This window comes from Actinoplanes sp. NPDC048796 (assembly GCF_040650035.1).
GTDB lineage: Bacteria > Actinomycetota > Actinomycetes > Mycobacteriales > Micromonosporaceae > Actinoplanes.
This window is the reverse complement of record NZ_JBEZGO010000007.1, coordinates 426,693-445,882: the sequence shown is the minus strand read 5'-3', so window position 1 is coordinate 445,882 and position 19,190 is coordinate 426,693. Positions and strand designations below refer to the sequence as shown.

Sequence of the window (19,190 nt, the reverse complement as noted above, 5' to 3'; positions counted from 1 at the left end):
ACCGCGGCACCTGTCGCTACGGACGGACCCGCCGTGCCGGCCGGGGCGGCACCGAGTGGTGCGCCTGCGGCGCCGGCGGTGGCGGGGGAGTAGGCGTGCACGTCATCGCTACGGCCGGGCACGTCGATCACGGGAAGTCGACTCTGGTTCGGGCGCTCACCGGGATGGAGCCGGATCGGTGGGCCGAGGAGCGGCGCCGGGGGATGACCATCGACCTCGGGTTCGCCTGGATGGGGCTGCCGTCGGGGGAGACGGTGGCGTTCGTCGACGTACCCGGGCATGAGCGTTTCGTGCCGAACATGCTGGCCGGGGTGGGGCCGGTGCCGGCGGCGATGATTGTGGTGGCGGCCGATGAGGGGTGGATGCCACAGTCGGCCGAGCACCTGGCCGCTCTGCACGCGCTGGACGTGCGGCACGGGCTGCTGGTGGTGACCCGCAGCGATCTGGCCGAGCCGGAGACCGCGATCGAGCTGGCCCGGTCGGAGATCGCCGGAACGTCGCTCGGCGACGTGGAGGCGGTCGCGGTCAGCGGGGTCACCGGGGCCGGTCTCGACGATCTGCGGGCCGCGCTCGACCGTCTGACCGGGCGCCTGCCGGCCGCCGAGCCGGGACCGGTCCGCCTGTGGATCGACCGTGTCTTCACGGTCAAGGGCGCCGGAACGGTGGTCACCGGCACCCTCGGCGCCGGCCGGCTCCGCACCGGCGACGAACTGACCCTGGGCGACAGCACGGTACGGGTCCGCGGCCTGCAGAGCATGGGACAGCAGCGGGACGAGGTGACCGCCGTGGCCCGCGTGGCCGTCAACCTGCGCGGCACTCCCCGCGACGACCTGCGCCGCGGCGACGCCCTGCTCACCCCGGGCCGGTTCCGCTTCGCCGGTCTGGTCGACGTCCGCGTGCACGGCGACCCCGTGGCCGACCTCCCCGCCCAGGCCACCCTGCACGTCGGCTCCGCCGCCGTTCCGGTCCACATCCGCCCCCTCGGCACCGACACCGCCCGCCTGCGTCTCTCTCATCCCCTGCCCCTGCGCATCGGCGACCGGGCCCTGCTCCGCGACCCCGGCCGCCACCACGTGGCCGGCGGCGTCACCATCCTCGACGTAGCACCTCCCGGCCTCAAACGCCGCGGCGCCGCCGCAGCCCGCGCCGCCCAGCTGACCAGCATGGACGCCCACCCGTCGCTCCGTTCCGAACTCAGCCGCCGCCTCCTGATCAAAGGCGCCGACCTGGCCGCCATGGGCGTGCTCCTGCCCACCCCCTCGTCCGAGCCCATGTCACCCGCGGACGCGGCGGCTGGGCAGCCGGTGGCGGGGGACTGGTACGCCGATCCGGATCATTGGTCGGCGCTTGGTGGGCGGCTCGGTGAGGAGGTGGCCGCGTACGCCAGGGAGCACCCGCTCGAGGCGGGCATGCCCGTGGAGGCGCTTCGGCATCGGCTGGGACTGCCGGATCGGATCCTGGTGACGGCACTGGTTCGGCCTCCGGTCGTGGTGCGGAACGGGCGGGTGGTGGCGGGCCCGACGGGGGCGCCGGACGAGCTGGTGGGGCTGGTGGGCAAGGCGTTCGACGGGCTTGGGGCGTTCGCCGCGCCTGAGTCCTACGACCTGGCGGCGCTCGGTCTGGGTGCGCGGCAGGTGGCGGCGGCCGAGCGGACGGGGCTGCTTCTTCGGCTCACGCCGCAGGTGGTTCTGCGCGCGGGCGCGGTCGAGGAAGCTGTTCGTCTGCTGGCCGCGCTGCCGCAGCCGTTCACGCTGAGCGAGGCACGCCAAGCCCTGGGCACGACGCGGCGGGTGGCCGTGCCGCTGCTGGAGCTGCTCGACCGCAAGGGCCACACGCGCCGGCTGCCTGACGACCGGCGGACGATCGGGTCATAGCCGGGCGATCGCCGTCACCTCCACTTCCAGAACGGCGCCGGGCAGGAACAGGCGGCTGACTTCCACCGTGGTGCTCGCCGGTGGGTTCCCGGGGAAGAAACGGCGTCGGACGGCGCCGTACGCGGGCAGGTCGTCGAGGCTCGTCATGAACGTGCGGACGTGCATGACGTCGGTCAGGGCCGCCCCGTGCGCGGCCAGCAGCTCGGTGATGACCTCGAAGACGCGGGTGGCCTGAGCGCCGGCGTCGCCGGGCGACACCACGGCGCCGGTGGCGTCGACGGCGACCTGGCCGGAGAGCAGCAACAAGGCGCCGCCGCCGGGCAGGTCGGCCCGGGCCACGTGCGCGAATCGGTCGCCGAAGGGCGCGGCGACGGTGGCGGGGTTGTCGAGGGTCAAATTCGGCATGGGCTCGACGGTACGGAGGGGCCACGTATGCGACCAGCGAATGTCTGGCATGGACGGGATGCGGCGCTAGCATGGCTCGGCATGGAGACCCAGCTGCTGGAAGTGTTCCGGACCGTGGCTCGTCTGGGCTCGATCACCGCCGCCGCGAAACAGCTTCAATTCACGCAGTCGGCGGTGTCCCGGCAGATCGGCGTGCTCGAGGCGGAATGGGGTGCGCAGGTCTTCGACCGGTTGCCGCGCGGGGTGGCGCTGACCGAGGAAGGACGCGTGCTTCTGCCGCACGCGGAGGCCGTACTCAATCGGCTTTCGCATGCCCGGAAGGCCGTGGCGGAATTGCGGGAACTCGGCGGTGGCAGGCTCCGCGTGGGTGCTTTTCCCACGGCCTTGGCGGCGTTGGTGCCTCGTGCGCTTGCCGGCTTTCGCAAGGCGTACCCGCAAGTGGCTCTGGGTCTGGTCGAGGGTTTGACCCCGACGCTGCTGGAAAAACTCGCCGAGGGTGAGGCGGACGTGGCCGTGGTGAGTTCGTCACCGACCGGTCCTATTGACGCCAATCGCTTCGCATTGCGGCACATCCTGGACGAGCGTCTCCTGGTGGCCGTCGCGCTGGATCATCCGCTGGCGAACAGGAGAACGGTCCGGCTGGCGGAGTTGGCCGGCGACCCGTTCATCGCGGGGTCGGCCAACGCGGAGGAGACGCTGTTGCGGGCCAGCCTGCCCGACGGATTCCAGCCGCGGATCGAGATCGTGGCCGCGGAATGGACGGGGAAATTGGGCTGTGTCGCGGCGGGACTGGGAGTGGCGCTGGTGCCCGCGCTCGCCTTGCGGAGCACGCCGCCCGACATTGCTCTGTTACGCCTTCATCGCGACGACGAGCCGACCCGGCGGGTGTACGCGGCAACGGTGGCCGGTCGTTCGATGCCGCCCGCGGTCAGTCAATTCCTGCGCTTTCTCGCGCACGCCGTGCCGGGGATCTGACGATTCCGGCCGTCGCGATCGGTTGCCTTGAGAATGGCAACCGATCGCCGACGGACCGATCGGATAATTATGAGGTACGGGTCAGGCGCCACCACGCCGACGGCGATGCGATGGCGCTGTCGGTGCGCAATTCCACCCGTACACCGGAAGCCTGCACCGTGCCCACCGACTGGGCCGCCGTGACCTCGGCCGACGGCGCCGTTGTGGTGACCTTGAGCGGCACCGTGAGGCCGGGCCAGCCGACCACCTTCAGAGCCTGGGCCGGGCGGACCGTGGTGGTGGCGCCCCACGCCGTCTCCACCTGCCCGACCGGATCGGTGGGCAGGAGGGTGTATTCCTTGACGACCTTGGCCGTGGCGGTCAGCAACTTCTTGACCTCCCGGTTGACCTTGGCCAGCTGCTGAGGAGTCTGCGCGCCCGGCTGATTGAAGACGGCACCGACCAAGGTCAGCTTGCGGCTACCGACGGTGAGGTGAGAGGCGAACACCAAGTTACCGCCGGCCTCGTCGGTGGAGCCGGTCTTGATGCCGAACACGCCGTTCACCCCGAGCAGGTCGTTGTAGTTCTTGATCGTGCCGACGACCGGGATCTCGGCCTCGGGCAGGGCCACGATCTCGGCGAAGACGGCACTCTTGAGCGCGGCGCGAGCGAGAATGACCTGGTCGGGCGCGGTACTGGTGGTGGTCGGCAGATAGCCGCTGGGGTCGGTGTAGTTGGTGTTCTTCATGCCCAGGTCCTCGGCGGCGGCGTTCATCTTGGTCAGGAACGCCTCCTCGGACCCGGCGTCCCAGACGGCCAACTGGTGGGCGATGTTGTTGGCCGAGGGCAACATCAGGGCCTCGAGGGCGTCACGCTCGGTAAGTTTTTCGCCGATTTCCACCTGTACGAGGGACTGGCCGCTTGCGATCCGCGACTCGAAGTCCGCGACGTCGGCCGCGGTCACTGTCAGTGTCGGCCCCTCCTCGGTGCCACTGAGCGGGTGGTCACGCAGGATCACGTACGCGGTCATGACCTTGGCGACGCTGCCGATGGGCGCGGCGGCGGTGCTACCGGAACCGCCGATGCGGCCCAGCCCTTCGATCATGAGCTCGGCGCTGCCGGTGGCCGGCCACGGAAGCTCGGGCGCGGCCCCCGGGATCTTCATGCTGGCGGCGATCGACGTGGTCAGGGTGGCGGCCGGCAGCGAGCGCGTCAGTTGGAGGGTGGCGCCGCCGCCGAGCAGAACGACGAGCAGAACCAGGGCGATGAGTACGGGAAGACGCCGGCGCCGCCGGGCCGGGGCCGCCGGGTGTTGGCCGCCGTAGACAGTGGAGCCGGGGCGGTCGGGCGGCGGGGGTGTGACGGAGGAAGGGCGAGTGCCCGGAACTGTGACGGCAGACTTGGCACTCACCGTGACCGGAGCCGCGGCGCTCATCGGCTGAGTGAGATCGGCTTCCGCAGTCCGCGCGCCAGGCGGCGTAGCGGGCCACGCGCCGGGCCGCGTCGAAGGTGGCGCGGTGGGCGCCGTGGCGGGCCGTGTCGAAGGTGGCGCGGTGGGCGCCGTGGCGGGCCGTGTCGAAGGTGGCGCGGTGGGCGCTGTGGCGGGCCGTGTCGAAGGTGGCGCGGTGGGCGCTGTGGCGGGCCGCGTCGAGGGTGGCGCGGTGGGCGCTGTGGCGGGCCGGGACAGCGGCATCGCTACCTGCGCGACGGGAAGAGCCTGAGCCGTGCCCGGCGGGGTCTGCGGTGGCGTTACTGGGGAGGTGGCCTGCGGCGGCGTGGCTCGAGCCGAGTTCGGGATGGGCTGGGTCGGTGGCGTCGTGACCGGCTGTGAGGGAGGTGTGGTTGCCGCCGGAGGGCGAGGCAGGGGCATGGCGGCTTGCGCCGGCGGTCGCGGCAACGGCATCGCGGCCTGTGCCGGAGACTGCGGGGCCTTCGAGGGCGTGGTCGAGGGCTGTGCGGAAGACGGCGGGGTCGAGGGCGGCGAGGTCGAGGGCGCCGTGGACGGCGGTGGCGAGGTGGGGGTGGCCACGGCCGGCGGCGCTGAGGGGGAAGCGGTCAGCGGCTGCGTGGTGTCGACGGTGGCGGGCGAGCCAGGCGTACGCGGCAGCGGTTGAGTCGCGTCGGCCGGCGCGGGCGGAGGAGGCGGTGAGGAGGGTGCCGGCGGGGAAGGTGCCGAGGGTTGAGCGGGAGGGGGTGAGGAGGGCGTCGGCGGAGAAGGTGCCGAGGGTTGAGCGGGAGGGGGCGAGGAGGGTGTCGGCGGGGAAGGTGCCGAGGGCTGAGTGGGAGGAGAAGGGGGTGAGGAGGGCGCCGAGGGCTGAGCCGGAGGAGGCGTGCTCGATGGGCCGGCTTTTGTGTCGGCCGAGGGCTTCTCGTTTTTCGCCGACGGGCCGGGAAGGGCGAATGGCTTGGTCGGCTCGTCGCCGGAATCGGGCTGAACAGGGGCGGCGAAAGGCTCGGTGGGCTCCTCCTGGCTTGCCGGCTCGGCCGCTGGAGAAGCCTCGGCGCCGTACACCTGGCCCTCCGGTTGTCGTGGGGCTGGGGCCGGAGCCTTTGGCTCGGCGGGGCCCTCGTTCTCCTGCGAGAGCGGGCGGGTCTCGTCGGTCGGCTTCGGCGGGTGGGTCATCTCTCTCCTTCCGGTCCCGGGTGCCCGGGCGTCCGGCAAGTATTGCCGGAGCGCGCCACCTTTCGTTCGGGTGATTGCGCGTCAGTGGCATTCACCGCTACCTGTGAAGGATGAGTGCCGACACGGAACCCGCGCTGACGCGACGAGGCGGCCCGGTGCTCACGGCGTACGTCATGCTTTGGACGTTTTTGCTCCTTGACCTGGCGATCGTCGAGCTGATGTTCCTCAATCCGGCGACACCGACGTACGACACCCTGACCTCGATCGGTCGGTTTCTGGGGCTGCATCTCGCTTTCGTGATGGCGCTTCAACTGCTGCTGATCGCCCGGCTGCCGTTCCTCGACCGGCGGATCGGGATGGACCGGCTCACCACCTGGCACCGGTGGACGGGATTCACGATTTTCTGGCTCGTGGTGCTGCATCCCACCTTTGTCCTGCTCGGATATGCGCGGCTCGGGAACATTTCATTCCTCGCCGAGGTCGCCGATCTGGCCCGGCAGACGCCGGTTCTGCTGGGCATGATCGCCGCCGGCTTGGCGGGGATGATTGCGGTTTCTTCGGTACGCCTTTCTCGCCGCGCCCTGTCCTACGAGGCCTGGCACGCCGTCCACCTGCTGGTCTACGCCGTCGTGGTGCTCGGCGTGATTCATCAGGTGTACGAGGGCAGCGCCTTCAAGACGAACGGGCTCACCCAGCTCTACTGGTGGGGTTTGTGGGCCTTCGCGATCGGCTCGCTCATCACCGGGCGGCTCGTCGTCCCCCTGGTCCGTAACGCGCGGCACCGGCTGCGAGTCGCCGCGGTCGTCTCCGAGTCGCCCGACGTCGTCTCCGTCCACGTCACCGGCCGTGACCTCGAGCGCCTGCGGGCCCGGCCCGGCCAGTTCTTCCTGTGGCGGTTCCTCGGTCACAACAGGTGGTGGCAGGTCAACCCGTTCTCACTGTCCGCCGCGCCGGACGGTCGCTCGCTGCGGCTGACGGCCAAGGGCATCGGCGTCACCAGCGCCGGCTTGCGACACCTTCCCCTCGGTACGAGGGTGTTCGCGGAGGGCCCGTACGGCGCGTTCACCACGACACGCCGCGTCCGCGAGAACGCGGTCCTGATCGCCGGCGGCATCGGCGTCACCCCGATCCGGGCGCTGCTCGAGGACGAGACCCTGACCGGTGACATCGTCGTCCTGTACCGTGCGCGCACGCCGGCCGACGCGGTGCTGCTTCCGGAGTTGCAGAACCTGGCCCGGTTGCGCCGGGCGCGCCTGCACCTGCTCACCGGGCGTACAAGCGCGGGGAACCAGCCGTTCAGCGCCGGCAACCTGCTCGAGCTGGTGCCCGACATCGCCCAGCGTGACGTCTTCGTCTGCGGTCCGTCCGCGATGACGACCGCGGTCCTGCGCGGTCTGCGCCAGCTCGGTGTGCCGGCCCGCCAGCGCCACGCCGAGACGTTCCGCCTGGCAAGCTGACGGCATGGCCACCGACACAGCGCACCTGGCGGAACGCGTCGACCGTCCCGCCGGCGAGGTCTACGCGTACGCCTCGAACCCCGCCAATCTCCCGGAATGGGCCCCCGGCCTGGGCCAGGGCGTCGAACAGGCCGACGGCGACTGGTTCGTCCTGACCGGCACCGGCCGCGTCAAGGTCACCTTCGCCCCACCGAACGACTTCGGCGTCCTCGACCACTGGGCCACGTTCCCCGACGGCCAGACCTTCCTGAATCCGTTGCGCGTGGTCCCGTACGGCGAAGGCTCCGAGATCGTCTTCTCGGTCCGCCGCGCCCCCGGCACCTCGGACGCCGATTTCGCCCGCGACACCGCCCTGGTCGCCGCCGACCTGGCCCGCCTCAAGCAGATCGTCGAGTCCCGCGCTCTCTGATCAGGTGGCACGCCGCTTCCGGTGGACAGGTCGCTTGCGGAGGGGAAGGCTGGTCGGAGCTACACCGAACCGGAAAGAGGTATGACAATGCAGTACCGGCAGCTCGGCCGCACCGGCCTCCGGGTTTCCACCTTCACCCTGGGCACCATGGGCTTCGGCGGCACCGGTTGGGCCACCCCGGTCGGCCAGATCGACGTGTCCGGCGCGCGCGAGCAGATCGCGATCGCCCGGGACGCGGGTGTCAACCTCATCGACACCGCCGACGTCTACTCGGCGGGCCTGTCCGAGGAGATTCTCGGCGAGGCGCTCGGCGGCGACCGCGACCAGGTGCTCATCGCCACCAAGGCGCGCATGCCGATGGGCGACGGGCCGAACGACGCGGGCCTGTCCCGCCACCACATCGTGCGGGCCGCCGAGGCCAGCCTGCGGCGGCTCAACACCGACTACATCGACCTGTACCAGGTGCACGAGTGGGACGGGCACACCCCGCTCGAGGAGACCCTGACCGCCCTCGACGACCTGGTCCGCAGCGGCAAGGTCCGCTACATCGGCTGCTCCAACTACGCGGCCTGGCAGATGATGAAGGCCCTGGCCATCTCCGACGCGCGGCACCTCGAGCGTTTCGCCAGCACCCAGGTGTACTACTCGCTGCAGAACCGCGACATCGAGGCCGAGATCGTTCCGGCCGTGGTCGACCAGGGGCTGGGCATCCTGGTCTGGAGCCCGCTGGCCGGCGGCCTGCTCTCCGGCAAGTACCGCCGCGGCGTCGAGGCCCCGGCCGGCAGCCGCCACCTGAGCGAGTGGTCGGAACCGCCGATCAACGACGAGGACAAGCTGTACGACACGATCGAGCTGGCCGTGAAGATCGGCGAGTCGCACGGTGTGTCGGCGGCGCAGGTGGCCCTGTCCTACATCGCCCAGAAGCCCGGCGTGACCTCGCTGATCGTCGGCTCCCGCACCCCGGCCCAGCTGCGCGACAACCTGGCCGCGGCCGACCTGGAGCTGACCGCCGACGAGGTCAAGGCCCTCGACGACGTCAGCGGCGAGCCGCTGCGCTACCCGTTCTGGCACCAGCGCAACACGAGCTCCGACCGTCTCTCGGCGGCCGACCTCACCCAGATCCAGCGCCACCTCTGATTCGAACCCGTTTGTGCCCGCGGCCCGCGGTGGCCGCGGGCACAAGTGTTTCCACGGGCGCGGCTTCGGGGCGGGTCAGCCGAGGGCGGCCGCGATCTCCACCGACGGCAGCCCGAGCGCGGCGCCGACCTCGGCATTGGTCAGGCGCCCATCGTGCACGTTCAGCCCCAGCGCCAGCGCCGGGTCCTGGCCCAGCGCGTCCTTCCACCCCAGATCGGCCAGCTTCACCGCGTACGGCAGGGTCGCGTTCGTCAGCGCGTACGTCGACGTGTTCGGCACCGCCCCCGGCATGTTCGCGACGCAGTAGAAGACCGACTCGTGCACCTTGTACACCGGGTCCTCGTGGGTCGTCGCGTGCGAGTCCTCGAAGCACCCGCCCTGGTCGATGGCGATGTCGACCAGCACCGAGCCCGGCTTCATCCGCTTCACCAGGTCGTTCGAGACCAGCTTGGGGGCCTTCGCGCCGGGCACCAGCACCGCGCCGATCACCATGTCGGCCTCCAGGAGCGACTGCTCGATGGCGTACGACGACGAGACCAGGGTCTTGACCCGGCCGCCGAACTGGGCGTCGATCTGGCGCAGGCGGGGGAGGGACAGGTCGAGTACGGTCACGTCGGCGCCCAGGCCGAGGGCGATGGTGGCCGCGTTGACGCCGGAGACGCCGCCGCCGATGACGGTGACCTTGGCCGGGCTGACGCCGGGTACCCCGCCGGGCAGTACGCCGCGGCCGCCGCTGTTGCGCATCAGGCTGTACGCGCCGACCTGCGGGGCGAGGCGGCCGGCGACCTCGGACATGGGGGCCAGCAAGGGCAGCGAGCCGTCGGCCAGCTGCACCGTCTCGTACGCGATGGCGGTCGTGCCGCTGGCGAGAAGCGCCTTTGTGCCTTCGGCGTCGGCCGCCAGGTGCAGATAGGTGAAGACGACCTGGTCCTTGCGGAGGCGGTGGTATTCGGAGGCGATCGGCTCCTTGACCTTGAGCAGCAGGTCGGCCTGCTCCCAGACGGCGTCGGCCTCGTCGAGGACGGCAGCGCCCGCGGCGATGTAGTCCTCGTCGGTGATGGCGGAGCCCGCGCCGGCGCCGGCCTGGATGACCACGTCGTGGCCGCGGCGGACGAACTCGGCGACGCCGGCCGGCGTGATCGCCACCCGGTACTCGTGGTTCTTGACCTCGGTCGGCACACCGATCCGCATGGCTGTCTCCTTCATCACGCCGTTGTGGCCCTTAGCGTGAAACGATGTGCTGCCACCACGCAAGATGACCGAATATGATTCTGATTGGCGGCAGAAACAAGAGGAAGATGCGGACAGGGGCCTCGTGGTGACCGATCAACCGAAGGATCTTCGAGCTCTGGATCACATCGACCGCGAGTTGCTGACCCTGCTCGAGGCCGACGGCCGCATGCCCAACAACGCCCTCGCCGAGCGGGTCGGTATCGCCCCCTCCACCTGCCTGACCCGGGTCCGGCGGCTGCGCGAGATCGGTGCCATCCGCGGCTTCCACGCCGACGTCGACCCGGCCTGGATCGGCCGGCCCATCGAAGCCATGATTGCCGTACGGATCCGGTCGGAGTCCCGCGACGCGATCGGCAAGTTCGCGTCCTCCCTGGCCGACATCCCGGCCGTACGGGACGTCTATTTCGTCTCCGGCTCGTACGACTTCCTCCTGCATGTGGCGACCGCCGACGTCGAAGACCTCCGTGCCGTGATCACCGAACGCCTCAGCGGCACGCGGCTGATCGCCGGCACCGAGACGTACCTGATCTTCGAGCACCGCCGCGGGCAGGGTTGATCCCCCTCTGCACCGGGGCCATCACTCAACAAACCGCGGCGCCGGCCGACCCTTTCTCATGGTGGAGTCAGCTCGAGACGAGGACGGGCGAGATGTCGGACACTCTGGTCGCGGAGCGCGAGCGCCTGGCGGCGCTGCACGGCTACCGCGTGCTGGACACCGCGCCGGAGAGCGACTTCGACGACATCGTGGTCCTGGCCGCCCAGCTCTGCCGCGCCCCGATGGCGGCGATCAGCCTGATCGACGGCGAGCGGCAGTGGTTCAAGTCGCGGATCGGCATCGAGGCCTGCGAGGTCGCCCGCGACCGGTCGTTCTGCGCGCACGCCATGTTCAGCGACGGGATCATGCAGGTGCCCGACGCCCGGCTCGACCCGCGGTTCCGCGACAACCCGGCCGTCACCGGCGACCCACACGTCGTCTTCTACGCCGGCGCGCCGCTGGTCACCCCGGCCGGCCAGGCGCTGGGCGCGCTCTGCGTGATCGGGCCCGAGCCCCGGCTGCTGACCCCGGCCGAGGCGACCGGGCTGCGCACCCTGGCCCGGCACGTGATGGCTCAGCTGGAACTGCGGCAGTACGCCCACGGGCTGAACGCGCGGCTGCGCGACGCCGACCGGGTCCGCGACGAGTTCCTGTCCCGGGTCACCCACGAGCTGCGCACGCCGCTGACCTCGATCAACGGATACCTGGAGCTGCTGGGTGACGGCGAGAGCGCCGACGGCGAGTTCGTGGCCCGGATCCGGCGCAACTCGGAGCGGCTGACCGCCCTGGTCGACGACATGCTGCTGGCGGCGAGCACCGGCCGGGAGCGCCTGGTGCTGAACAAGCGTGAGCTCGACCTGGCCGAGATGGCCCGGGACGCCGTACGGCGTAACGTCGGCCTGGCCCTGACCCGGCGCCTCGACATCATCGCCGACGCGCCGCTGCCGGTGATGGTGGAGGCCGACCAGGAGCGGCTCGGTCAGGTGCTGGAGCGGCTGCTGCTGAACGCGGTCAAGTTCACCCCGCGCGGCCGCATCACCGTGCGCGCCTCGGTCCGGGGCGACGACGCCGTGCTCGAGGTGCGCGACACCGGCATCGGCATGAGCGCCGAGGAGAGCGCCCGCGCGCTGACCCCGTTCCGCCGCTCGGCCGCCGCCGAACGCCACGAGGTCCAGGGTGCCGGTCTGGGCCTGAGCATCGTCAAGGCCATCGTCGACGGTCACCACGGCACCCTCCGCATCGACAGCGAGCCCGGCCGCGGCACCGCGATCGTGGTGACCCTCCCGTTGAGAGAAACTGTATAAGCGCTGTTACATTGCTCAGGTGGACCTCCTCGACAGCAATCACTGGAGCGACCTGCACGCGTTGCTGGCCGCGCTCGACTCGGACATCGCCGATCTGTACGCCGCCGGGGACATGCCGGAAGTCCGGACGCGGTTCGTCGGGCCGCTCATCGCGCTGCACCGCTTCGGCCCGATGACGATCCGGGCGCTGTCCGAACGCCGCGGCGTGAGCCACTCGGCGATGAGCCAGACGGCGGCCGCCATGACCAAAGCCGGCCTGGTCGAGAGCGTTCCCGGCGACGACGGGCGGACCCGGCCGATCCGGCTCACCGCGCGGGCGGCCGAGATCATGCCGTTCCTCGTGGCCGAGTGGCGGGCCACCGAGGCCGCCGTCCGGGAGCTCGACGCCGAACTGCCGTACTCGCTCACGCAAGTCACCGCCGATCTGCGGGAGCTGCTGGCCCGGCGGTCGTTCGCCCAGCGCCTGCGGGATCATCTCGGATGAGGGCGCTGGCCGACCTCAGCCCGCTGCGCGAGAACCGCACGTTCCGCCGGCTGTGGCTGGGCACCACCGCCTCCGGCTTCGGCGGGCAGTTCGGCTCGTTCGCGGTCCTCTACTACGTCTGGGACCGCACGCACAGCGCGGCCGTCGTGGGCCTCGTCGGGCTGGCCGTCGGCGTACCACTAATTGTCTTGGCTCTTGCCGGTAGTGCCTTCGTCGACCACGTCGACCGGCGGCTGCTCACCCTGCGGTGCACCGTCGCGCAGATCGTGGTGAGCGCGGCCATGACCTTCGTGGCGTTCACCGACACCGGCGGCGTGCCCGCGATCCTGCTGCTCACCGCCGTCCAGTCGGCGATCGGCGGCCTCAACGCGCCCGCCCGTCAGACGTTCGTGCCGGCCCTGCTCACCGGCGAACGCCTCGCCGCCGGTCTCGCCCTCAACCACCTGTCGTTCCAGCTCGCTATGCTCGCCGGGCCGGCCACCGCGGGCGCGCTCACCGCCATCGCCGGCGTCGGCTGGTGCCTCGCTTTCGACACGCTCACCTACGGTTTCGCGCTGTTCGGGGTCGCCGGTCTGCCGCCCGGCGTCCCCACCTCCGAGGGCCGGTCCGGCGTGCGGGCGGTCCAGGCCGGTTTGCGGTACGCCGTGAGCACCCCCCAGGTGCGAGGGGCGCTGCTGGCCGACCTGGCGGCCACGGTCCTGGCCATGCCGTTCGCCCTGTTCCCGGTCATCAACCAGGAGAAGTTCGGCGGCCGCCCGGAAATCCTGGGCCTGTTCGCCACGGCCGTCGCGGTCGGCGGCGTCCTCGCCTCGGTCCTGTCCGGCCTGGCCACCCGCAACCCGCACCCCGGCCGCATGCTGCTGGCCTGCGGCGCGCTGTGGGCGGTCACGCTCGGCCTGGCCGGCCTGAGCACCAGCCTGTACGCGGTCCTGGGCTTCCTCGCCGTGGCCGGCTTCGCCGACACGTGGGCCGTGGTCTCGCGCGGAACCGTCGTCCAGGGCTCCACACCGGACACCTACCGGGGCCGGGTGGCCGCCCTGGAACACATCGCCGGCGCGGCCGGCCCGCACCTCGGCAACCTCCGGGCGGGCCTGGTCGCCTCCCTCACCTCGGGCGGCGCCGCCCTGGCCATCGGCGGCGCCCTGGGCGTGCTGGGGACGGCGTTGATCGCCCTGACCATCCCGGCTCTGCGCCGCTATCGCATTCCCGCTTGACCCCCATGCCACCATCCTCGGCGTGGGCTCTGACGCGTGGATTCACCTGTTCGACTACGAGCGTTACCGCGCCGAGGTCGTGCCCGGCGTGCTGGACCTGCTCCGCGGCGGCGCCGTGCCGCCGTGGCTGGCGCGGCTGCCCGCAAGCGAGTGGACCGACATGTGGTGGCCGATGGCCGAGCGCCTGCGCGCCCGGCCGGTCGACCTGGCCGCGTACTGCCTGTGGCTCGGGGCGGATCTCGGCTACCTGGGCAACGAGCCGGTGATGCGGCCGGACGGCGCCCGGCAGTGGCTGCGGTGCCCGTCGACGACCTGCCCCGAGCGGACCCGGTGCTCCTTCCACACCACGGCGGAGCAGGAGAACGTCGAAGAACTCGCTTTCCTGTACGCGGCCTGGGTCACCCTCCGCTGCCTCGGCGAGGGCCAGTTCGTCGGGCGCTCGGCCCGGCCGTCGGGTTACCGGCCGCTGCTCGACCACCTCGGCGTACCCGAAAACGATCCGATCCGCCTGCACCTGGCGGCGCTCGACGTTCGGGGCGCCGTCGTGGGCTTCGAGTTCGAGAACACCGACGGCACCTACGGCTGGCTGACCCCGGCCGAGACCGCCGACCTGGCCACCCGCCTCGACCGGCTCGACCTGCCCCGCTACGAGCCGACCTTCGCGGCCGCGTCGGCCGCGTTCGGCGCCTTTCACGGGGAGCCGGCCGGCGAGCTCGGCTGGCCGGCCCTCACGCTGTCGTTCGTTCGCACGGCCGCCACCGTCGCCGCCACCACCGGCCAGGGGATCCTGTGGGGCGGCGACCTCTACCCGGAATCCTGGCGCGACCTGCTCGGCCTGACCGCCTGAAGCGGCGGAGAACGGCCGGCGGCGGCCGGGCCGCGATCGCCGACCGGCTGGACGGCACCGACGCCGGCGGCGTCGTGGGCGCCCGCACCGGCGTCGGCGGACTGCCCGCGGAGTGGCTGTCCGCCGCCGAGCCGGTGTCCCTTCGCCAGTCTCTCGACTGATAGCGGGTGCGATCCGCCACGGCACTGTGGACGGGTGCTCACCATTGACGTCTTCACCAGCGGATACAAGCCGATCGTGGCGGACGGCCACGACGCACCGACCTGGCCCGCCAGTACCTCGACGCTGATCGCCGGCGAGCGGGACGCGGTCCTGGTCGACGCGCTGATCACGGCGGCCGAGGCCGGCCGGCTCGTCGAGTGGATCAGAAGCAAGGACCGGAACCTGACCCACGTGTACGTCACGCACGGCCACGCCGATCATTTCCTCGGGCTCTCCGTGGTCCAGCGGGCCTTCCCGGCCGTCACCGCGGTGGCCCTGCCCGAGGTCGTCCCGTACGCCCAGGAGCAGGTAGCGCCCGGCTATCTGGCCTACTGGGAGTCGCTGTTCCCGGGCCAGCTGCCGAGCGGGCCGCCGGTGGTGCCGGTCCCGCTGGACAGTGACGTGATCCTGCTCGAGGGTGCGGAGATCCGGCCGGTGGCGGTCGGGCAGAGCGACACCCACCCGTCGAGCGTGGTCCACGTGCCCGGCGCGGAGGCGGTCGTGGGCGGGGACGTGGCCTACGACGGCATCCACATGTGGCTGGCGCAGACCGACCGGGCCGCCCGGCGGCGCTGGCTGGCCGCGATCGACACGGTCGAGGCGCTGCGGCCGCGGCGGATCGTCACCGGGCACCGCGATCCGGGCGCCCCGGACGAGGACGCCGCCCGGATCCTCGCCTTCTCCCGGGGCTACCTGACGGCGTTCGACGAGGCGCTGACCGGCGCGCCGGACGCCGCCGCCCTGATCGCCGCCATGGACGCCGCGTATCCGGGGCTCGGGAACCCGTACACGCTGAGCGCTTCCGCCCTTGGTCAGTTCTGACGGCTCTCGGCCGCGGTGGCGAAGTCGTCGAGGAGGCGGGCCAGGCCGCTGACCGACTCCTCGGGCAGGACGGCGGTGACCGCCCGGCGGAAGTCCTGTTCGCCGAGGGCGGCGCGCAGGCGGGCCAGGTCGGCCACCTCGAGGCGGGCGTCGGGCAGGCCGAGGGAGATCTCGATGGCCAGCGCCTGACAGTGCAGGGCGACGGCCTCGCTGAGGCGGTTGGTGAGCGTGCAGAGCAGGGCGAGCCGGTGCTGGCCGGTGGCCAGGCCGGTCCGGTTGCCGTTCTCGGCGTCCAGCAGCAGCGCCTGCCGCAGGCGGCGCTCGGCCCCGGCGTGGTCGCCGCGGTCCTCGGCCAGCCGGCTCAGCTTGTGGCCGATCGTCGCCTGCTGGACCCGGTCGCCGGCCGTCTCGCTCACCGACAGCGCCCGCTCGAGCAGCCGTTCGGCCTCGGCCGTCTCGCCGCGCCGGTGGGCCAGCAGGCCCAGGTAGTGCAGCAGGGTGCCGGCGTCGCGGCTGCCCGGCTCGACCCAGCCCAGGGTCTGTTCGCAGACCGCGCGGGCCCAGTCCCAGGCCGACCACATGTCGAGGCGCTCGCGTACCAGGAAGCTGAGCCGGATCGCCTCGTCCACCCGCCCGGCCCGGAACAGGTGGTACCGGGCCTCGATGAGGTCGTCCAGATCGGCGACCGGGTCGCCGTCCCGGGGGCGTACGCGGTGCCGGTAGTAGTCGGCCGCACGGCCGTGTGCCGCCGCCGTGTCCTGGGGGTGGAGCCGGGCGATGGACGCGGCGGTCCACGGGTGGACGGTGTGCCGTACCCCGTCTTCGTCGGCGATCTCGCTGACCAGCCCCAGACCGGCGAGCGTCTCCAGGCCGTCCGGCAGGCCCGGCAGGGCGCTCTGCCGCACCAGCGCCGGCTCGTCGGCCGGGCGGCGGTAGACGGCGGCGCCCACGAGCAGCCGCCGGCTGTCGTCGTCGAGCAGCGCGAGCAGGTCGCCCAGCACGGCGTCGTTGACGGTGGTGGCGATCGCCTCGGCCAGGGCCAGGCCGGCCCGGCGGTCGTCGGCGGCGGCCGAGCGCAGGTCGGCCGCCCACCGCCCCGGCTCGGGCACACCCTGCCGGGCCAGCAGCTCCTCGAACCGGCCGGCCACCTCGCCGAACCCGGCGTCGCCACGGCGCAGCAGCGCGTCGAGATGTTCCAGCGTGCGCGGGTGGCCGCCGGTGCCGGCCCAGGCGCGGTGCTGCTCGGCCGGGGTGAGGGCGGCCAGCGCGGGCAGGCGCGAGCCCAGCACCCGGGCCTCGGCCTCGGTGAGCGGGCCGAGGTGGTGCTCGGTGAGCTGTTCGTGCAGGTTGCCGGGGAGGGTGAACGGGAGGCGGCTGGTGATCAGCAACCGGTGCGGTCCGGGCTCGCGGATCCACCGGGCCAGGAAGGCGGCCAGACCGGGGTCGGCCGGTTCGGCCCGGTGCCCGGCCCGGCGCGCCCGCGGGTCGATCGCGAAGTCGTCGACGACCAGGGTGACCGGCCGGGAGCCGAGCACGGCGAACGCGGTGGCGAGCCGGTCGCGCCAGAATTCCTCGGGTGTACGCAGGTAGGCCGCGAGCCGGCGCCGGCGGTCCTCGGCCGCCGTCCGGGCCGCCGACGGCTCGTCGGCGAGCAGCCGCCCGAAGGTGTCGAGGATCTGCTCGCCGGTGTCGGTCCCGCTGACCCGCAGCACCAGTCCGGCGTCGTCGCCGAGCCGGCGCACCAGCTCGCCGGCGAGGCTGCTCTTGCCCATGCCGCCCAGGCCGTGCAGCACCACCCCGGCGTGGCCGGGCCGGCGCACGTCTTCCAGCAGGGTTCGCAGGTCGTCGCGGCGGCCGACGAAACCCTCGGGCTCGTCCATATCGGCCACGGTAACTCCGTGCAGCGGCGTGGGCGCGCCCCGGCAGTACAGAACGGGCGCTGTCCACTCCGTGCCGCCGGCCAGCCGGCGCGCCCCGGCGACGGCGCCGGGCACCGACGGGAAGCCGGCGAGCAGCCGGTAGAAGTGGCCGAGGAAACGCGCCGCGTACCCGTCGGTGACCGGTTCGGTCATGGCCAGGACCTGCGGTACGCCGGCCGCCAGGAGCTCGGCCACCCGGGCCCGCCCGGTGACGACGACCAGGCCCGGACGGGTACCGGAGGGAAGCCACTCGGCGTCGTCGAGGTGCGCCACGTGCACCGGCTCGCCGGTCGCCTCCCCGTCGAGGATCCGCAGACCGGGGCCGGGCTCCACCACGTCGAGCAGTCGTTCCAGGTCGCCCCCGGCCAGGATCCTCAGTGGGCCCGGCAGGGTGCCGGTGGGGTAGGCGACGCCGGGGGCCGAACGGTACATCCGCACGTTCGGGTGCAGCCCGAGCGGCTTCCCGGTGCCGGGGACGACCAGCGCCTCCCACGGCAGGTCCTCGTCCGCGCGCACCTCGAGCAGCAGGTCTCCGGCCTCGACGAGCCGGCGCAGGGCGTCGCCCACCGCCGCCGGCGCGTAGATCCGGGCCAGCTCGTCCCCGGCCGCGCGCAGGGCCTCGCCGACCGGCGCGGCCGAGCGCGCCACCACTCCGGCGCCGTCGAGCCGGCGGGCGCGGCGCAGGTCGCGAAGCCGCTCCGCGAGACGGTCACCGGCGCCCACCGGCGCGGCGACGGCCTGACCGCGCGCGGCGACCTCGACCGTGCCCGCGTCGACGCGTAGCCTTCCGGACTCCACACTCTCAGTGAACCCCGGAGCGCACGGGAGACGAACTACCCCGAACGGTCAGACCTACCGCTCGGCCTGAGCCTCGTCCTCGTCGCCGACCTGGTCCTCCTCGCTGTGCCGCTGAGCCGGGACGGCGTCCTCACGGTCGTCCGGGGCACCGTGCCGCGGGCCGGTCTCCGGCTCGCCGAGGTCGCCGGTGACCTGCGGCTGGTCGACCCAGAGGGCACGCAGCTGACCCTGCATGAAGGTGGTGAGCCGGGACCGGTACTCCCGGTCGAACGACTCCAGCGCCTCGATCTGCTGCTGGAGCGCCTCGCGCTTGCTGCCCAGGCTGCCCACGACGTCGTCGTAGCGCTGGCGGGCCTGCTGGTTGAGGTGGTCGGCGTTGGCCTGCGCGTCCTGGGCGATCGACTCCGACTGGGCGCGGGCCTCGGAGAGGATCTTCTCCGCGTTGCGGCGGGCCTCCTCGGTCCGGGCGTGCGAGTCGCGGGCGATCTGCTCGGCGGCGGCGCGGGCGTCGGAGAGGATCTTCTCGGCCTCACGGCGCACGTTGTGGGCGTGCACCTGCGCGTCGCGGGCGATCTGCTCGGCGGCGGCCAGCGCGTCCGTACGGATCTTGTCGGCCTGGTGGTGCGCCCGCGCGACGTGCTCCTCGGCGGTGCGCTGGGCCAGGGTCAGAACCTGCAGGGCCTGGTTCGGGTGCTGACCCGGCTGTCCGGGCTGGCCGGGCTGGGCGGCCGGACCGGGCTGAGCGGTGCCGTTCTGTGCCTGCGCGCCCGCCGGCTGGGCCGGGGCGACGAGGGCGTGCTCCGAGGTCTGGCTGTCCGTTGACGTCCCATTGAGCAGCACTTTGACACGATCCTTCATGCGGTTGTTGTCGGACACGGGGTAAGACCTCCGAACCTGAGAGTCGCGGGATGCTATCAAGCTGAACTGGCAGTTCGCGAGGTCTTGTCACCCGGGGATGTCCCCGACGTACCGGG

Annotated in this window: 17 protein-coding genes; 12 read left to right on the top strand and 5 right to left on the bottom strand. The window is 72.4% G+C overall.

Going from position 1 to position 19,190, the window contains the following annotated elements; translation table 11 throughout:
* Nucleotides 1-95: 95 nt before the first annotated feature.
* Entirely contained in the window at nt 96-1,874 is a 1,779-nt protein-coding gene (gene selB / locus AB0C26_RS29225; protein WP_360253974.1) for a selenocysteine-specific translation elongation factor, read from the top strand.
* Here selB and AB0C26_RS29220 read toward each other — a convergent pair.
* Nucleotides 1,869-2,279 (bottom strand): RidA family protein, encoded by a 411-nt coding sequence (locus tag AB0C26_RS29220; RefSeq protein ID WP_360253972.1) that lies wholly within the window; start codon nt 2,277-2,279, stop codon nt 1,869-1,871. The genes selB and AB0C26_RS29220 overlap by 6 nt on opposite strands.
* Before the next feature lie 81 nt (nt 2,280-2,360).
* Between AB0C26_RS29220 and AB0C26_RS29215 the strand changes: the two genes are divergently transcribed.
* Complete coding sequence (locus AB0C26_RS29215; RefSeq protein ID WP_360253970.1) at nt 2,361-3,254, top strand: LysR substrate-binding domain-containing protein; 894 nt, start codon at nt 2,361-2,363, stop codon at nt 3,252-3,254.
* Nucleotides 3,255-3,321: 67 nt separating this feature from the next.
* On the opposite strand, the gene AB0C26_RS29210 is transcribed toward AB0C26_RS29215, so the two are convergent.
* On the bottom strand, nt 3,322-4,668 hold the full coding sequence (locus AB0C26_RS29210; RefSeq protein ID WP_360253968.1) for a D-alanyl-D-alanine carboxypeptidase: 1,347 nt from the start codon (nt 4,666-4,668) through the stop codon (nt 3,322-3,324).
* A gap of 433 nt (nt 4,669-5,101) precedes the next feature.
* Between AB0C26_RS29210 and AB0C26_RS29205 the strand changes: the two genes are divergently transcribed.
* The 4 genes from AB0C26_RS29205 to AB0C26_RS29190 all read left to right on the top strand — a co-directional run bounded on the left by AB0C26_RS29205 (nt 5,102) and on the right by AB0C26_RS29190 (nt 8,859).
* The gene (locus AB0C26_RS29205; RefSeq protein WP_360253966.1) at nt 5,102-5,347 is read left to right on the top strand and encodes a hypothetical protein; all 246 of its coding nucleotides are present in this window, start codon (nt 5,102-5,104) and stop codon (nt 5,345-5,347) included.
* Between the two features lie 619 nt (nt 5,348-5,966).
* Nucleotides 5,967-7,313, top strand: coding sequence for a ferredoxin reductase family protein (locus tag AB0C26_RS29200; protein ID WP_360253964.1), 1,347 nt, complete (start codon nt 5,967-5,969; stop codon nt 7,311-7,313).
* Nucleotides 7,314-7,317: 4 nt separating this feature from the next.
* Entirely contained in the window at nt 7,318-7,722 is a 405-nt protein-coding gene (locus AB0C26_RS29195; protein WP_360253962.1) for an SRPBCC family protein, read from the top strand.
* A gap of 81 nt (nt 7,723-7,803) precedes the next feature.
* Complete coding sequence (locus tag AB0C26_RS29190; protein WP_360253960.1) at nt 7,804-8,859, top strand: aldo/keto reductase; 1,056 nt, start codon at nt 7,804-7,806, stop codon at nt 8,857-8,859.
* Between the two features lie 75 nt (nt 8,860-8,934).
* On the opposite strand, the gene ald is transcribed toward AB0C26_RS29190, so the two are convergent.
* The gene (gene ald, locus AB0C26_RS29185) at nt 8,935-10,050 is read right to left on the bottom strand and encodes an alanine dehydrogenase (RefSeq protein ID WP_360253958.1); all 1,116 of its coding nucleotides are present in this window, start codon (nt 10,048-10,050) and stop codon (nt 8,935-8,937) included.
* Nucleotides 10,051-10,177: 127 nt separating this feature from the next.
* On the opposite strand from ald, the gene AB0C26_RS29180 reads away from it, so the two are divergent.
* From AB0C26_RS29180 to AB0C26_RS29155, 6 genes are all read left to right on the top strand, one after another.
* The gene (locus AB0C26_RS29180) at nt 10,178-10,648 is read left to right on the top strand and encodes an Lrp/AsnC family transcriptional regulator (protein ID WP_360253956.1); all 471 of its coding nucleotides are present in this window, start codon (nt 10,178-10,180) and stop codon (nt 10,646-10,648) included.
* Between the two features lie 92 nt (nt 10,649-10,740).
* Entirely contained in the window at nt 10,741-11,931 is a 1,191-nt protein-coding gene (locus AB0C26_RS29175; protein WP_360253954.1) for a GAF domain-containing sensor histidine kinase, read from the top strand.
* Between the two features lie 19 nt (nt 11,932-11,950).
* A complete protein-coding gene (locus tag AB0C26_RS29170; RefSeq protein ID WP_360253952.1) occupies nt 11,951-12,415 on the top strand; it encodes a MarR family transcriptional regulator in 465 nt (154 codons plus the stop codon).
* The gene (locus tag AB0C26_RS29165) at nt 12,412-13,629 is read left to right on the top strand and encodes an MFS transporter (RefSeq protein WP_360253950.1); all 1,218 of its coding nucleotides are present in this window, start codon (nt 12,412-12,414) and stop codon (nt 13,627-13,629) included. Before AB0C26_RS29170 ends, AB0C26_RS29165 begins: the two co-directional genes overlap by 4 nt.
* Nucleotides 13,630-13,651: 22 nt before the next feature.
* The gene (locus AB0C26_RS29160) at nt 13,652-14,476 is read left to right on the top strand and encodes a hypothetical protein (protein WP_360253948.1); all 825 of its coding nucleotides are present in this window, start codon (nt 13,652-13,654) and stop codon (nt 14,474-14,476) included.
* Nucleotides 14,477-14,671: 195 nt separating this feature from the next.
* The gene (locus tag AB0C26_RS29155; protein ID WP_360253946.1) at nt 14,672-15,499 is read left to right on the top strand and encodes an MBL fold metallo-hydrolase; all 828 of its coding nucleotides are present in this window, start codon (nt 14,672-14,674) and stop codon (nt 15,497-15,499) included.
* Here the strand turns inward: AB0C26_RS29155 and AB0C26_RS29150 are convergent.
* Together AB0C26_RS29150 and AB0C26_RS29145 are read right to left on the bottom strand one after the other, a co-directional pair.
* Nucleotides 15,490-18,216, bottom strand: coding sequence for a tetratricopeptide repeat protein (locus AB0C26_RS29150; protein ID WP_360253944.1), 2,727 nt, complete (start codon nt 18,214-18,216; stop codon nt 15,490-15,492). The two genes, AB0C26_RS29155 and AB0C26_RS29150, sit on opposite strands and share 10 nt — an antisense overlap.
* Nucleotides 18,217-18,270: 54 nt before the next feature.
* Nucleotides 18,271-19,074 (bottom strand): hypothetical protein, encoded by an 804-nt coding sequence (locus AB0C26_RS29145; RefSeq protein WP_360253942.1) that lies wholly within the window; start codon nt 19,072-19,074, stop codon nt 18,271-18,273.
* Nucleotides 19,075-19,190: the final 116 nt, after the last annotated feature.